This window comes from Pueribacillus theae, from assembly GCF_003097615.1.
GTDB lineage: Bacteria > Bacillota > Bacilli > Bacillales > UBA6769 > Pueribacillus > Pueribacillus theae.
Genome location: NZ_QCZG01000017.1, coordinates 41,943 through 56,427 on the forward strand (window position 1 = coordinate 41,943; position 14,485 = coordinate 56,427).

Genomic DNA, 14,485 nt, shown 5'->3' on the forward strand with positions numbered 1-14,485 from the left:
TGCTGTTTTCAATCCCCGTTTGATTCCTTTCCTTTTGAATCACGCTTCGCTCGCCATTGTTCAAGCAGTTCTTCCATTTTTTGAAGCGCTTGGCCTGCTTCAGCGTAGTTACCTGCTTGATTCGCCTTCCGGTAATCCTCAAAAGCAGCTTGAATTTCATTTAACAAACCGTCTGGCGTCAATGATTGTGGCGGTGTTGGCGCTTCTTCATCCGGCTGCTCCTCGGCTTCGTTCGGCGGCACGTTATCTCCAATTAATCCCATCAGACGCTCCAGCGCTTTATCAAGCGTCGGCTCCATCACAATATAATCTTGATAGGAAACGATAATCCGCTTCACTTCAGGCAATGCCGTCTCATTATTCGATTCGATGTACATCGGCTCAACGTACATTAGCGTATCTTCAATCGGAATGACAAGCAAATTTCCTCGGATCACTTTAGAACCGCCTTGGGACCAAAGGTTTAATTCTTGAGAGATTGTATCATTTTGGTTTATCCGGTTCTCAATTTGCTGCGGGCCGTAAATGTTCCGCTGTTTCGAAAATGTATATACAAACATTTCTCCGTAGTGTTCCCCGTCGTTTCTAACACCCATCCAAGCTGACATGTTTTGCTTCTTATTTGGGGTAAAAGGGGTCATTAAAATGAATTCTTCCTGATCAGCATCATCCATTTTCATCGTAACATAATACGGCTCCATCGAAATGTCTTCCCCATAATATTTTTCTGTTGGAAACTGCCAGTAGTCTTCCCGGTTATAAAACAATTCGAGATTCGTCATATGGTATGCACGGTAAAGATCGGATTGCGTTTCGAATAGTTTTACCGGGTAGCGGAAATGTTCTTGAATGTCCTTCGGCACTTCAGTTGTAAATAAATCAGGGAACATCTTGTTATAAGTTTTAGCAATAGGTTCTTCTGGATCAATTAAATAAAAGACCACTTCCCCTGTATACGCGTCGACCGTAATTTTTATTGGATTTCGAATGTAATTAAACGAATGGCCATTATGATCCGAATACGGGTACCGATCGGACTTGGTAAAGGCATCCATCATCCAAACCATTGTCCCGTCATCCCTTACGACAGGATAGGCATCTGGTTCGATCTCCAAAAACGGCGCAATTCGATGGACGCGGTCGTAAATATTGCGTGTCTGCAACAGTCTGCTTTCACTCGTTACTTGTTTGGAAATAATATAGCGGTATGCTTTTTCATTCCAAGCAAATAATAATCGATTTAATCCATTCAACTGAATCCCGCTGTCAGCCTCATACCGGTTTGAGGCTGAGTCTTCATTATCTGGAAAATCAAATTCATTTACTTTGGAATTTACGATGACTGAATTATAGTCATTTTCCCCAAAATAAATTTGTGGGCGGGTGATTTCAATTGATCCTTTGGGCGGCAAATCTTTTACAATATATTCGGGCTGCCCTTCAGAGGTAATGGCATTTACATTGCTGATGGCCGCGCCGTATCCATGTGTATACCTAAGGTTTCGGTTCACCCACGTTTGTGCCCGATCAGGCAAGTTTTTCTGGGTCAGTTCCCTCGTCGAAATAAACACCTGTTGATATTGGCCGTCTATTTTATAGCGATCAATATCAATATCCACAAAATCATAATACGGGCGGAACGTTTGGAGTTGGTTATATACTTCTTTTAAAGGCCTTGTATCGTTAATCCGAATATTTTTTATCGTATCTTCATTTCGTTCTAACATTTCCTGCGTTAACGAGTCATTAATCTCCATATCTTCTGTTTTAATTTTGTCTAGCTCATACGCCTTGCGTGTCAAATCAATGTTATTGGCAAGAAACGGTTCTTCCTTCGCAAGTTCATTGGGCGAAACGATAAAACTTTGGACGACAAGCGATGCAGCATTACCTAAAATGAATGCGCCGACAAAAAGCGGAACCGCTAATTTAACAAAAGAAACTTTCCGGCGCAAAATAGCAAGAACAAACAGTACAGTTGCCAGTAATGTGACGCCCGCCATTATATAGTCAAAAGGAATATTTACATATTTATCAGTGAAACTTACGCCAACGACGACAGAATCTTGGAACAAATTAACGCTGTTAGACAATGCCCTTTCATAAGGGGCAAGCAAGTATTTGAGTGCAACGACAATGCCAAACAATAAAACACTGCTTAGAAAATGACGCTGGGCACGTTGTGAATGCTTAATCAATTCATAAATGGAATAGAAGCTAAGTTTAATGACTAAGATGGCTCCTAGCATAACGAGCAATACACCAATGATGAAATTCCACATTGGCAGCGTATAAACAAAAAAGGAGATATCCCGGCCAAAATACGGATCCGTTACTCCGAATGCTTCTTGGTTAAGATAGCCGAGTGTCCGTTCCCAGCCGATCCCCCTGACAAGCAAAGAACCAAACAACCCAATCAAAAAAGAAACGCCGATATTCAACCATGCAAATAGTTTACGATTTGCGATGATGAATGATCTGTTTTCTGTTGGAAGTTCTTTTATAAAAGTGGCACGAATATTAAAAAATAGAACCATCGCGCTTATAAAAAACAACAGGAAGCCAGCTATCCCCAGTCCTATTTTTGTCAAAAACATGGTGACAAATACGCTGCTAAAACCAACTTCTTCCTGCCATACATAATTTGCCCACCAATTGGCGACAATACTGATCAATAGGAGAAGAATGATTAAAATTCCAATCGTCCTGCCAATTGAAATGAATTTTCGTGTATTTTGAGGAAAGCGCATATTTATAACTTTCCCCCTGTTATCCCCCGACTTCAAATAAAAACCCCTCTCTTTCAGAACAATAACTTTTAAAGCTGCCTCTTTCCTTCTATTCGTATTCAGACAACTTGATCAAATTACATTTCTAACAAATTGCTTATCACCATAAGATTAACACTAATTTGGATGAAAAGGCATCTCTATAAGCTATTTTTTTAAAATTATCCTATAAGCCTTTTGAATTATTTCCTAATTAAGCTTTCTATCTTTGTGAATCTATATATGGAATAAAAGAATTTTAATTCACAGTTGGTTTGTGTACTCAAAAGACTGCTCCTTAAAATTCGTTTGTTTCGGCGAATTTTTTCAAAAGAAAAGTGCCGGGGAACACGCTTAATTTTCCCCAGCACTGTCAATCTATATTATTTTTTTAACTTAATAACAAATGTTGAATTCTCCTTCTATGGTCAATCTTGTGTGGAAGCTATTGTATACGGACGTATGAAACGAGAGACAATGCCGTGCTTTGGTGAACCAATAAAACTGATAAGGAACATGACTCCCGTTGCAAATGCCATTGACCCAGAAATGGAAGTATCAAGCCAAGTAGCGATATAATAACCGCTAATGGCTGAAACAACACCTATACCGGCACTAAGAATTAACATAATTGATAAACGGTCAGTCCATAAATATGCCGACGCCGCAGGGGTAATGAGCATCGCCACTACCATGATTGCGCCAACAGCATCAAATGACGCAACTGTCGTAACCGAAACGAGTGTCATAAATACATAATGCAAGAATACGACCGGGATTCCGAGACTGGCTGCAAGCGCAGCATCGAAAGTGGTGATTTTCCACTCTTTATAAAAAGCAAGGATCGCAATCAATACAACTGCCAAAACAAACAATAAAATAAATGTCGCTTGAGGGATTTCACCTATCAATGGAAGATCTATCGTATTCCAAGGGACAAAGGTAATTTCCCCCATTAACGCATGTTGGACATCAAGATGCACATTGCCTGCCTTCGTCGCAATCAAGATAACTCCAATGGCAAAAAGTGTTGTAAAGACAACGCCAATTGAGGCGTCTTGTTGAACCCCTAGCGTATGAAGCCATTGGACAAGTACTGCTGTCAATAACCCCGCAACAATGGCGCCAATCAACATGTAGACGCCACTTAGTTCATGCGTAATTAAGTATGCAGTAACGATTCCCAGTAACACCGTATGGCTGATCGCATCAGCCATCATTGCCATACGCCGTAAAATGAGAAAAACACCAATTAATCCACAAGAGAGCCCAACTAGCGAAGCAGTTAGCAAAATCCACCCTTCATAGCTCATTTTATTTCTCCTCCTTCACAATATATGACATTTGCGAGGAACGAGCGTGAGTGTGATGTCTTCTTTGATTACGCAATTGAAGGGCTCGAATCAATAACCCTTTTTGAGCGCCTAGTAAAAATGAAATGATAAATATAGAAGAGGATGCGATTACAATAAATGGCCCAGTAGGCCAACCTTTCCCCATTGTACTAATGAGTGTACCAAACATACCTGAAGCTCCTCCAATGACTGCTGACAATATCATCATCATCTTGAAAGAATTGGTCCAATAGTGCGCACTGACTGCTGGGATAATCAGCAAAGCTGCCATGAGAATAACGCCAACCGCTTGAATCCCGATAACGATAACCAAGACAAGCATTGCCAAGTAAACACCATTCATAAGACGGCTGGAGAGCCCAAGTCCCTTTGCAAAATTAGCATCAAATAGGAACAACTTCCATTCCTTAAAAACCACAACGACAATCAAAATGATAACCAATGCAACAGACAGCATCGTGTAAACATCTGTACGCACCATAGAAGCTGCCTGGCCGAAGATAAAATTATCTAATCCTGCTTGATTTCCTCCTCCTGTGCGGCTCACCATTGTCAGCAGCATAATACCGAATCCAAAAAACACAGATAATATGATCCCCATTGCTGTATCTTCCTTTATTCGGCTGGAAGACCGAATCAATTGAATAAACCAGGCTCCAATAAACGAACTAACTGCAGCACCTAATACCATAAATGGTAAATTTTTGGTCCCCAACAAAGCGAAAGCTATGACGACTCCTGGTAAAGCCGCATGAGAAAGGGCGTCACTCATCAAACTCTGTCGCTTCCAATAAGCAAGGGTGCCAATCATACCGGATGCCACTCCCAATATTAGTGTGCTAAATAGAACCCACTGTGCATTAGGAGACAAAAATGTGTCTAACATAATATGGTTACGCCTCCTTCATCCAACGGAGCGCCCCGCCGTAGGCAAGCTGTACATTCTCTTTTGTGAATACCTCATCTGTCTTTCCATGCTTAATAATTGTTCGATTAAGCAACATGACATGATCAAAATAATCTTCTACAGTTAGCAAATCATGATGCACAACCATGACAGTTTTCCCCATCTTCTTTAATTGTTTTAATGTCGTCATGATCGCTGTTTCTGTTGCTGCATCCACACCAACAAGAGGTTCATCCATAAAATATAAATCTGCATCTTGCACAAGGGCACGTGCTAAAAATACACGTTGCTGTTGCCCGCCGGATAGCTGGCTAATTTGTCGATGGGCGTAATCCGCCATCCCCATTTTCGACAGTGACTCGAGGGCACGTTCTTTGTCTTGGCGTGATGGCAGCTTGAACCAGCCTATTTTTCCATAAAGCCCCATCAAAACGACATCAAGGGCATTTGTAGGAAAATCCCAGTCTACAGTTCCCCTTTGTGGGACATAACCGACTCTCGTTTTCTCCTTTGAAAGGGTGGAGCCAAAAAATGAAACTGACCCGGATAACTTCGGATGCAATTCAAGCATAACTTTCAGTAAAGTAGATTTTCCGGCGCCATTTGGCCCAACAATACCAGTCAAAGTGCCAGGTTGAATCTCGAAATTAACGTCATAAAGAACTTTGTTCTTACGATACGATGCAGAAAGATTTTCCACCTTTAAAATTGACATCTTATTCCCCCTCTCTATTTAAAGCGGCAAAAATGGTTTCTACATTGTGGCGGTACATTCCAATATATGTACCTTCTTCAGTTCCTGCGTCTCCCATTGCGTCTGAAAATAATTCTCCCCCCAATTTTACGTCAAGCCCTTTTTTCTCCGCTCCTTCAATGACCGCCTTGATTGAACTTTGATTAATGCTGCTCTCTACAAAGACAGCAGGAATCTTATACTTCATCAAAATATCAATTGTATCATCAATGTCCGAGATTCCAATTTCATCTTCTGTACTTAGTCCTTGCAGCCCCACGACTTCAACTTCGTACGCACGGCCAAAATAACCGAATGCATCATGTGCTGTTACAAGCACCCGTTTTTCTTTCGGAATTTCCGTAAGTTTTGACTTCGATTCTTTTAAAAGTTCATCAAGTTCGTTAAAGTATTTTTCTTTATTCGCCTCAAATTCTTCTGCATGTTCGGGTGAGAACTTTTTTAACTCTTCTGTCGCAGCTTGAAGAGATATTTTCCAAAGTTCAATATCAAACCATACGTGCGGATCGACAGCACCTTCTTCATCATTCAGAAGTTTGTCTTTAGGAATCGATTCCGAAATGGCTAATACCGGCTTTTTCTTGCTGATTTTATCAAAAGCTTCGGTCATATTACCTTCCAAATTCAAACCGCTATATAAAACGATATCACTGCTTTCTAACTTTTTTATATCTCCTTGCGTTGCTTTGTATAAGTGCGGATCAACGCCTGGCCCCATTAAGCTTTGTACTTCTACATGTTCACCGCCAATAATAGATATCGGTTCTGCAATCTGGGCTATTGTCGTTACAATCTTGATTTTGCCTCCACTCTTTTGATCGTCTTCATTCTCTGCCGAGGTTGTTTTTTTACTTCCATCAGAACATGCGGCTAATACAATGACTGCTAGAAATGACACTGTCAGTAGTTTCAAAAAACTTCTCATAAAGCCAATCCTCTCCCATTAAAAATTTATATTCCATCTATAATCAAGCGAGTATTTTTCCCCTTTATTTCCCGCTATATATTTGAATGAATGTCTACTTTTTTGAGGAACAATTCACACACAAATTAACCGGAGGAAAATGTTTTGTTGCCAAGCCATAAAGTTGCATTAGGGAAACTTTTCTATCTCATTATATACATCATCCACCTATTTGTAAACTAAATTTTCCTTTTTAAGTTATTGGTTCTATAAAAAATTAAAAAACAGAACTGAACTTCAGTGAGACTCTCTTCACTAAAGTACAGTCCTGCCAGACAATGTGTTATTCTTTATTTTTCAAAAAATCGATGAGCAAGCCTTCGCTTCCGGTTTGGCTAAAAAGAAAATCAATTCCATAAAATGAGACAATCCCCATTACAACAGACCAAGCAAAAATACTGATCATCATCCACGTTGTAATTTGCTTCTTTGTTCCGCCGAAACCCATCGCAAGCACCGAACCTAAGTGGCTTCCAATCAAAATGGGCGAAATAAGCGCAAGCCCAGGCAACCCAAAACGTTTCCAAATGCGGGCAGCTCTTTCTTCCCGCTTTTTTGATTTTCCTTTCTTTTTTTCCTGCCTTTTTTCAAGCCAAATCTTAATTTTATCCATTAAGAGGATGACAAGCAAAACGGTAAGCATATTTCCGACGAAAGCAAGAACTGTTACAGGAAAAGCATTCAAGCCCGCTGCTACACCGATTGGAATAATTCCAGCCACCTCAAAAAATGGCGTTGCCGCAAATAGAAAAACAAAAAAATACGCAAGATAAATTGTCAAACTGTTTCCCCCCCGACAACAAAAAGGTACTAAGAATTCAAAGAACTCATAGTACCTTTTCTAGTTCATGATTAATTTTTCTTTTCCAACAGCCACATATGTTGGCGTTCCTTCTCTTTTTCTTCGCCGCTATGGTTAATTGTTACTGTATAAGGCTTGAGCTCAGGCAATGTTTCGCCTTGTCCCACCTCAACACGCTGGCCGCCCTTTACCTTGCCGCCGCCGTGTCCTACCTCTACATAAGTGCCAGCAACTGGTGCTGTGTCACCTGATTTAACGAATTTACTCATTAAAAATTACCTCACTTCTACGTGTATTGCAAAACATATAGATCAATTATAACAAAAACAGGTTCACATTTGCCAATAAATTGTAGAACTTTTTTACAAAAAGTTTGGTTCGGGCTCCTTTTCTAGTCGTATACATTGGATTATACTACACAAACTAACATATGACACAAGAAAGAAGGTGAGTAATTTTGAAAAAAATTGTGGCTTCCCTTGTTTTCATTTTATGCTATTTTAGTGCACTCCCATCAATAGATGCATCCACAGCATACCCATTGCAATCAAAACATCCAGATAAAATGATTTACAAAGCAAATACAAATCAAAAAGTGATTGCGCTAACCTTTGACGATGGGCCTGACAGACGCTTTACTCCACAAATTCTTGATGTTTTAAACAAACACCATGTGAAAGGAACGTTCTTCTTACTTGGGACCCGTGTCGAAAAATACCCGGACGTCGCGAAAAGAATCCAAAATGAAGGCCATGTGATTGGAAACCATACGTATTGGCATCCAGAACTGACGAAAACAAGTGTAAAAAATATGAAATGGGAAGTCAAAAAAAACGAAGAGGCCATTCAATCTATAACTAATTTCAAAACCCAGCTATTCCGTGCCCCGTACGGAGCGCTAGACGATGATTTAGTTGATGAATTGAGCAAAATGGGCTACCGTGGTGTAGGCTGGTCGATTGACACAGAAGATTGGAAAAGCCTCTCTTCAAAAGAGATTAAACAAAACATTTTAAATGACATACATCCAGGGGCCATCATTCTCATGCATAGCGCCGGGCATTGGACACAAGATTTATCAGGAACAGCAGAAGCGTTAGATGAGGTCATCCCCTATTTAAGAAAAAAGGGATATGAGTTTGTTACGATTCCAGAATTGTGGGCGATGTAGATTTCTAGACGACGCTGGAACAATGGTTAAATATAGACGCTGCACGTCCTTGTTCAGAGGTCAAAACCAGATTGATCTAAATTAGTGGTAGAGCAAATTTATACTTTTTTTTAAAAAAGCCGGATCAATTTTTTGATCCGGTATCTTATTATACTAAACAGATGATGTACGGCAGATCCGGGTTTGAAGTATTGCGAAATCGGCTTTATTCATACCTGTCAATCTTAGATGCATCAATATCACTTGGAATCTCTACAAAGTATGGGACCATACGTCTGTATTCAATCGCTTGTTCCAAATATTCACGTTTATCGATTTCAAATTCTTGCTTTTCCTCTTCTAGATGCTCTGGCAACAACACTCGTTCAGGTTCTTGCCCAGTTGTTTGACAATACCATTGCCCGTTCTCTTTGTACAAAATCATTTCTTTTGGTGGACTCCAATCCAAGCGATTAAAATATCGGACACCGTTCTCTACATATAAAAACTCTACATCTTCAAATGTCTTTGATCCTTTTTCCCGGTAACTGCATATTCCCTCTGAAATGTAATAATCCAACTCGCCATACTCCAAGTAACGTCCACTTGACAGCATTTCTTCTGAAGGTTTTCTCATCTTCGCCTCTTCGCGTGCTTTCTCTTCTGCCCTCCTTCGGGCCCGCTCTTCTGGCGTAATATCTAAGTCTATGCACCCGCCCATGATCACACGTGTCCAAAATCCAGAGAAAAATAGGGCAAGGCCTGGCCATATGAGGGCTACCGCTACTTCTTTCCCAAACAAAAATGCATAAATCCCCTTGCCTTGGGTGGAAGCAAAAATCCCCAACATATGAAAGATAATAAATGCGCCAAGGATAATGGTTACTATACGGGCTATCCTTTCTCGTGTACGAACTGGGATCCACTTGATCCATGAGAATAAAATTAATAACAATTGGGTCCATAGAAGATTGATATAAAGTTCTTGATAAAATGGCTGATCCACTAATGCCTGTATTCCATATAAATTAATCGCAACCATTGACCATGAACAAACCGTGAAAAAAAACAGGTTTGTCTCGAGTGGCTCATAATTTGGGCGGCTGTATACAACAATATATGAAGCAACTGCGCTCATCACAAAATAACTTAAACAGAGTAAAACCGCAAACAAACGCCATATATCATTAAAGTACACAAAAAAGATATTTGGAATGCTATAAAGATAAACAAACAATCCACCTAAGAGATAAAGGCCTAAACTTGATCGATATTTTTCCTTCTTCTCACTTTTATCAGAAAAAAAATCAACGTTTCTCACAGCCACACCTCAATATCGATATGTCATAAAAAAACAAAAAGTCATTTCAAAAATGGAGATGGGAGAGGAAAGATATCTACCCGCTCACCCAATAAAGGGACCACATTACACAAATGAATGTGCCTACCCGATTTTTTCTTGATCAATAAACTGCTCAACAAATTCCAACACGGCCTCTAACGGAACATCACTTGCATTTTGCGGGATACTGATCGGAATCTCTTTTTTCTTGTTCATACTTAAAAGGGCACGCTTCACACCACTTTGTCGCTCTAGGAAGGGCTCAAAATCTTTTGGAATGATGCCAATCATTTTTTGGCCCATCATCGAATACATCACAATCCGTTCAATTTCATCCCAATGGATCTGGCCTACACCAACAAAAGAAGCATTTTCATCAATCCCATCTTTATCAATACGCAGCGATGGCTTTGGTTTTACAAAACGATACAATAAATACACCGTACAAAGGCTAAAGAACGGGATACTTACCGCGACCACTACAGGTAAAATTGGAGCGGTTACTGATGTGATGCCTTGTGCTTCTTCTAAAATAGATTCCCGATTTAATGCTGCCCATATTGATGCAGCAACAAATGCTAGAGATAGGATAGAAAGTAACAACATTCTCCCTTTCCCTGGGTAAACAATCATACTGTCTTTACTGACTTGTGTTCGATTTGCTTCACCCATCTAAGATTCCTCCTTCAAACTATTTTTTCATGACAATGAAAAAATAGCATCAATACTCTCTATACGAACACCCATTCCCTAAACTCTTACTATTCATACCTTTCGATCTTAGATTCGTCAATGTCATATGCACTGGCATACGCAGCAAATCTTGGCCCTACATGAAAGTCTATGCCAAAAAGACTCTTTGGTAAAAAACTTGATTAGTAGACCAACAATGACCGTACTAAAAGTATACCCAAACATAGATCCTATCGTGTCTCCTAATATACTTTTCAACATGAGTCCTAAACAACCCCTTTATTCTTTGTCCAATCCAAATAACCTAAGAACAGAATCTTTAAATCCAATGGATCCAGTCGATGAAGTTTTTGAAAGCGACCCCTTAGTTTGTTGTAAATAAACTCGTAAATATGTGCTCTGAAAAGTAAGTGGAAGCGATGTCGCAAACATATCCATTATTGATTGTTTTTGTAGTCTTCCACTCTCGATTTTTTCCTGGAGTCGATCTTGTTCACTATCAATGGCATCGATCATTTCTTGGACTTGCTCTGGTAACTTCACATGCTCCTGTTTAAGCATATCACGCTCTGCCCTTTCGAAGTCAGATGCGATGGTCCCACGCGCTGAGTCATTTCCTAATTGCGGATTATCAATATGACTTTTATCTAGGGTCCACCTTGTTTTCAGCACTTTATGTAATTGCTTCTCTTGTTGCTCCTGTTCTCGAATCCAATCACAAACAAGTTCACGTAATCCTTCTAACGTTGTTTGTTGGATGAGAGCTGTTGGTCTATGTGTGTTGCTCTATGTGATAGTTTTAATGTGTCATGATGATTCATATATTCATTGAATCGATAATTCCCATCTAAAAGCACTAGTAATGTGGTACGTAATTCAAGAAATAATCTGTGGCAGGCATTCACCTGCTGTCATAAAAACACAAAATCAGGTGGAGAAAAACAAAACGTTTCTCTCCACCTGATTTATTTTAGGGACTTTTTAGACAGCCCCTCTCTTACCTCTAGTCAAGGGTTTTTTGAAGGAATGAATTGATTTTGATTAGGAGGGCTAGCCCCCTAATCAAAATTTAAGTATGTCAAATAAACCTTACGATTTTCATTTTTTCCGCAAGGCCAATTGTGGTATAGTAAAGCTACCTTTTACGAGCAGGTGAATGCTGTTTCGTAATCGTAGGTGATGTTGTGTGTAATAAGATGAAATGCTACTTTCAGGAACTTATTCACACAAGCGATGGACGCAACTTTATGAGGTTTTCTCTGAGGTTGCGTTTTTAATTTGTCATAATAATCTACGATGTGATTTTGTGTCTTTTTACGAAGGGTAATCATCGTTTGAACCATATAAAATAATATCTTGCGTAACCTGTTATTTCCTCGCTTATTGATTTTGTCTTTGTAAAATGTGTTGCCTGATTGATAGCGCATAATATCAATTCCAACATATGCATTTAATTGCTTATGGTTTTTAAATCGACGAATATCTCCTATCTCTCCAATCAAACGAACGGCTGTTGTTTCTCCAATTCCAGGAAACGAGATAAGTATTTGATACTCCGTACGTTCTTCCGATAACTCAACCATTTGTTGCACAAGTTGTTCCTTTTTCTCCTTTAAACTGGCGATCCGATTGGCAAAGTCACGTACTTGCTCACAGCGTACATCATCCTTTGAAATCGCTGGATAAGAGTCTTTTGCAGCTTCGAGTAAGGCCATCCCTTTTTCTTCCGCGCGTGCTAATGATAAATTTTTTCTTGTGTTCGCTTTTAAACGATTTCGAATAACCGTTTTTGAACAAGCTAATACTTCATCTGGATGAGGATATAATTGAACAATATTCAAGAAAAGGGCGGAGCGAGTACAGAATAGTCGCTCTAGTTCAGGAAAACTAAGTTGTAAAATGGCATGCATTCGATTAAAGAGGTGCGTGATTTCATGATCTAATTCATCATAGTAGCGGGTTAAGGCCCGCATTTGATGATAATAATCATCTTCCTGATATGTCTTTTCACGGTCCACTCGGAAATGAGATTTTGCCAACTCATGTGCATCACTTTTATCTGTTTTTTGTCTTCGCATCGAAGCCATTTGAAGGTTGGCCTCTAATGGATTGATTCGACAATAGGCATAGCCTTCTTTTTGGAAAAACCGTTCTAACGCTTTAGAATAAATACCAGTTGCTTCAAATACGATTTCGGGTGCTTGGCCATCTTGAACTGTTAATGATTGGAGCGTTTCATTTAACGTCTTGAACGCTGGATATGTATGTTCAATTTCTCCTTCAAATTCGCATTGACCATATCGGTCGTAAATCACCATTGTACTTTTCCCCATACTGACATCAAATGCCACAACATGTTTCATCTTCTTTTCTCCTTCATAGCCAATCATAGAAGCCTTCACAGTGCCTTATCGATTCCATTTTCTTATACACGATCTCTTGGACCCAACATACTAAACTGATTCATATAAGGGTGTGAAGTTGGTCGGTTTTTAATACGGACTCTCTTATCGGTCCCAGGGGCTGTTCGACCTTTCTTCACTTCTACTATATAAAAATAGTAGCACAGACCTTGGCCTTGGTCTGTGCTACTAATGTTAGTATGTTTTTATACTTCAAAATCTTTAATTTTTGCATTAGGGCTTAATAATTTTTCAGGAATAAATTCTTCCAATGTTTCACCGTTTTTCACTTTATTTACCCAATCACCATTTGCAAGGGCTCCACGACCGAGTGTTATGACATCAGCCTCTCCCTTTTCAACGATCTCTTTCGCTTTATTTGGATCATGAAGATATCCATTTGCAATAACAGGGACTTTGCCGTATTTTTTAGCTAATTTGGCAAGGCTATCCCCTTCATCACCGAAAGCAGGCTGCCATGCTTCGTATTCAGTAACATGAATAAAATCGATCCCAGCTTGTCCCAATTGGCCAAAAATAATTTCGGCATCTTTTTCTTTATTCGCCCACTTATGAGTATGGTCATTTACCTTTCCTTGTGAAATGCGTATGCCGACTGTAAAATTCTTGCCAACCGCGTCCCGGACAGCTTTACACACTTCGACTAATAGACGGACGCGATTTTCAGTTGAGCCGCCATATTCATCTGTGCGTTGATTCATATAATCGGTTAGAAATTGATCTAGGATATATCCGTTGGCGCCGTGAATTTCAATCCCGTCAAAGCCAGCTTCTTTCGCCCGTTTTGCTGCATTAACAAAGCCTTCAGTTACTTCCGTGATTTCCTCTTTTGTTGCTTCTTTTGGAACTGGAAATGCGCCTTTACCAAAGTACATTTCCAATTGCTCTCCCTTTGGTTGAACTGCAGAAGGACCAAGTGTGCTCTCTTTAAAGCGATTCCCCTGCGAAAGAGCCCCAGCATGCATGAGCTGAATAACGATTTTACTGTCTTCTTTATGGACAGCATCCGTTACTTTTTTCCAAGCCTTCACTTGTTCATCATTCATGATACCAGGCTGGTTCAAATATCCTTGGCTATATTTATCATCAGGATAAACACCTTCTGTAATAATGAGGCCAAACCCGCCCCGGGCAAATTTTGTATAATAAGAAACCATCTGTTCTGTTGCCAACCCTTCAGGTGAAGCACTGACACGTGTCATCGGAGCTAGGCCAACTCGATTACCCAATGTTATGCTACCTAACTTTACAGATTCAAATAATACTTTTGCGTTAGTCATAATAAATGATCCCTTTCTAAAAATATTCTTACAATGTAATCTTTTTG

13 protein-coding genes are annotated in these 14,485 nt (G+C 39.7%); 1 reads left to right on the top strand and 12 read right to left on the bottom strand.

The window, feature by feature from the left end:
- Positions 1-8: 8 nt before the first annotated feature.
- The 7 genes from DCC39_RS09590 to DCC39_RS09620 all read right to left on the bottom strand — a co-directional run bounded on the left by DCC39_RS09590 (position 9) and on the right by DCC39_RS09620 (position 7,819).
- Positions 9-2,750, bottom strand: a complete 2,742-nt coding sequence (locus DCC39_RS09590) for a UPF0182 family membrane protein (RefSeq protein WP_116554676.1) — start codon at positions 2,748-2,750, stop codon at positions 9-11.
- Between the two features lie 446 nt (positions 2,751-3,196).
- A complete protein-coding gene (locus tag DCC39_RS09595) occupies positions 3,197-4,081 on the bottom strand; it encodes a metal ABC transporter permease (RefSeq protein ID WP_116554677.1) in 885 nt (294 codons plus the stop codon).
- A gap of 1 nt (position 4,082) precedes the next feature.
- Positions 4,083-5,009, bottom strand: coding sequence for a metal ABC transporter permease (locus DCC39_RS09600; RefSeq protein ID WP_116554678.1), 927 nt, complete (start codon positions 5,007-5,009; stop codon positions 4,083-4,085).
- A gap of 7 nt (positions 5,010-5,016) precedes the next feature.
- Positions 5,017-5,745: a metal ABC transporter ATP-binding protein gene (locus DCC39_RS09605; RefSeq protein WP_116554679.1), complete on the bottom strand. Its 729-nt coding sequence runs from the start codon at positions 5,743-5,745 to the stop codon at positions 5,017-5,019.
- A gap of 1 nt (position 5,746) precedes the next feature.
- The gene (locus DCC39_RS09610; RefSeq protein WP_116554680.1) at positions 5,747-6,709 is read right to left on the bottom strand and encodes a metal ABC transporter solute-binding protein, Zn/Mn family; all 963 of its coding nucleotides are present in this window, start codon (positions 6,707-6,709) and stop codon (positions 5,747-5,749) included.
- 322 nt (positions 6,710-7,031) lie between these two features.
- Complete coding sequence (locus tag DCC39_RS09615) at positions 7,032-7,529, bottom strand: small multi-drug export protein (protein ID WP_116554681.1); 498 nt, start codon at positions 7,527-7,529, stop codon at positions 7,032-7,034.
- Between the two features lie 71 nt (positions 7,530-7,600).
- The gene (locus tag DCC39_RS09620; RefSeq protein ID WP_116554682.1) at positions 7,601-7,819 is read right to left on the bottom strand and encodes a YjzC family protein; all 219 of its coding nucleotides are present in this window, start codon (positions 7,817-7,819) and stop codon (positions 7,601-7,603) included.
- A 188-nt stretch (positions 7,820-8,007) separates the two neighbouring features.
- Here DCC39_RS09620 and DCC39_RS09625 point away from each other — a divergent pair, with 188 nt between their 5' ends.
- Positions 8,008-8,721: a polysaccharide deacetylase family protein gene (locus DCC39_RS09625; RefSeq protein WP_240613592.1), complete on the top strand. Its 714-nt coding sequence runs from the start codon at positions 8,008-8,010 to the stop codon at positions 8,719-8,721.
- A gap of 205 nt (positions 8,722-8,926) precedes the next feature.
- On the opposite strand, the gene DCC39_RS09630 is transcribed toward DCC39_RS09625, so the two are convergent.
- From DCC39_RS09630 to DCC39_RS09650, 5 genes are all read right to left on the bottom strand, one after another.
- On the bottom strand, positions 8,927-10,021 hold the full coding sequence (locus DCC39_RS09630) for a hypothetical protein (RefSeq protein WP_116554683.1): 1,095 nt from the start codon (positions 10,019-10,021) through the stop codon (positions 8,927-8,929).
- A gap of 123 nt (positions 10,022-10,144) precedes the next feature.
- The gene (locus DCC39_RS09635; RefSeq protein WP_116554684.1) at positions 10,145-10,714 is read right to left on the bottom strand and encodes an STM3941 family protein; all 570 of its coding nucleotides are present in this window, start codon (positions 10,712-10,714) and stop codon (positions 10,145-10,147) included.
- A 300-nt stretch (positions 10,715-11,014) separates the two neighbouring features.
- Entirely contained in the window at positions 11,015-11,407 is a 393-nt protein-coding gene (locus tag DCC39_RS19430) for a hypothetical protein (protein ID WP_240613593.1), read from the bottom strand.
- Positions 11,408-11,877: 470 nt separating this feature from the next.
- A complete protein-coding gene (locus DCC39_RS09645) occupies positions 11,878-13,098 on the bottom strand; it encodes an IS110 family RNA-guided transposase (RefSeq protein ID WP_165820826.1) in 1,221 nt (406 codons plus the stop codon).
- A 245-nt stretch (positions 13,099-13,343) separates the two neighbouring features.
- On the bottom strand, positions 13,344-14,438 hold the full coding sequence (locus DCC39_RS09650; protein ID WP_116554686.1) for an NADH:flavin oxidoreductase: 1,095 nt from the start codon (positions 14,436-14,438) through the stop codon (positions 13,344-13,346).
- Positions 14,439-14,485: the final 47 nt, after the last annotated feature.